The organism is Streptomyces africanus (assembly GCF_002150735.1).
In the GTDB taxonomy this organism is placed as follows: domain Bacteria; phylum Actinomycetota; class Actinomycetes; order Streptomycetales; family Streptomycetaceae; genus Streptomyces; species Streptomyces africanus.
The window spans coordinates 1-932 of the sequence record NZ_MUKA01000652.1 but is presented as its reverse complement, the minus strand read 5'-3'; the positions used below and the strand labels follow the sequence as shown (position 1 = coordinate 932).

Annotated in this window: 1 protein-coding gene and 1 pseudogene; one reads left to right on the top strand and one right to left on the bottom strand. The window is 73.4% G+C overall.

All coding sequences use genetic code 11. The annotated features are described in order from the left end of the window. Window positions 1–264: pseudogene (locus tag CCL05_RS43120) on the bottom strand (hypothetical protein); the annotation flags it as partial. A gap of 215 nt (window positions 265–479) precedes the next feature. On the opposite strand from CCL05_RS43120, the gene CCL05_RS43115 reads away from it, so the two are divergent. Further along, window positions 480–932, top strand: a 453-nt coding sequence (locus CCL05_RS43115) for an enoyl-CoA hydratase/isomerase family protein (RefSeq protein WP_143590069.1), incomplete at its 3' end; no start/stop codon positions are given.

Genomic DNA, 932 nt, shown 5'->3' with positions numbered 1-932 from the left:
GTCCGTGACCTCGTCCCCGGTCGTGACCGGGTCAGGGCGGGGCTCGGCCTCGACGCTGCCCACGCTGTCGGTGCCCGGGCCGGAGGCCAGGCGGACGAGGCTCAGGGCGCCGGCCGCCAGGGCGAGGCCGCCGGCGGCGAGCAGGGCTTTGCGGGGGCGGGGCTTGCGGTGGCGCCCTCGGGCGGCGCGGGGTGAGAAGGGGTCGGTTTCCCCCAGTACCCCGGTGTCCCGCTGTGGCTTCGGCGGCGTGTTCGGCGTTGTCATGGCCCCTCCCCGGTACGCACGCGCCCCCACTGCGCCGCGGCGGATGCACGCTATGCGCTCCCCTGGGCGATCGGACCGGAGTTGGGGTGATGTCACTCGAACGGGTGGGCGGGACCGTGGTGCGGGAGCCGGACGCGTCCGCTCTTTCGCGGGTGGGGCGGGGCTGCGATGATCGGAGCGGTGATGGTGTTAACCCGCGTTAACCGGAGGGTGTCATGAGTGAGGAACGGTTCGGGGAGTTCGTGCTGGTGCGGCGGCATGAGCAGGGGCATGTCGCGGAGCTCGTCCTCGACCGGCCCAAGGCCATGAACGCGGTGTCGACGGAGATGGCGCGGTCCATCGCCGGGGCGTGCGCGGCGCTCGGTGAGGACAGGGACGTACGCGTGGTCGCCCTGACCTCGACACATGAGCGGGCGTTCTGCGTCGGGGCCGATCTGAAGGAGCGGAACTCGTTCAGCGACGCGGAGCTGGTGCGGCAGCGGCCCGTCGCGCGGGGGGCGTACACCGGGGTGCTGGAGCTGCCGGTGCCGACGGTGGCGGCGGTGCACGGGTTCGCGCTCGGGGGTGGGTTCGAGCTGGCGCTGGCGTGTGACGTGATCGTGGCGGACCGGACCGCTGTGGTGGGGTTGCCGGAGGTGTCGGTGGGGGTGATTCCCGGAGGCGGGGGG